The organism is Cobetia sp. SIMBA_158, assembly GCF_046566945.1.
GTDB lineage: Bacteria > Pseudomonadota > Gammaproteobacteria > Pseudomonadales > Halomonadaceae > Cobetia > Cobetia amphilecti.
Window position 1 is genome coordinate 1 of sequence record NZ_JAWJYL010001121.1, and the last position, 234, is coordinate 234.

Annotated in this window: 1 protein-coding gene; it reads right to left on the minus strand. The window is 47.4% G+C overall.

The genetic code is table 11. The features are described from left to right. On the minus strand, positions 1-234 hold a 234-nt coding region (locus R2R70_RS23250), incomplete at both ends, for a formate--tetrahydrofolate ligase (RefSeq protein ID WP_410979383.1).

The following is a 234-nucleotide window of genomic DNA, read 5'->3' on the forward strand; positions in this document are numbered from 1 at the left end:
CAGTGAAATGCAAATTTATCTCTTGCATTGGCACAACCTGTGCATAGCCACCACCCGTTGCACCACCTTTGATGCCCATCACTGGACCTAATGACGGCTCACGTAAGGCAACCATCACCTGTTGATTCAGCTGTTTTAACGCATCGGCCAAACCAATAGTGACTGTGGATTTTCCTTCTCCTGCTGGCGTTGGATTTGTTGCCGTTACTAACACCACTTTTCCATAAGGTGTAC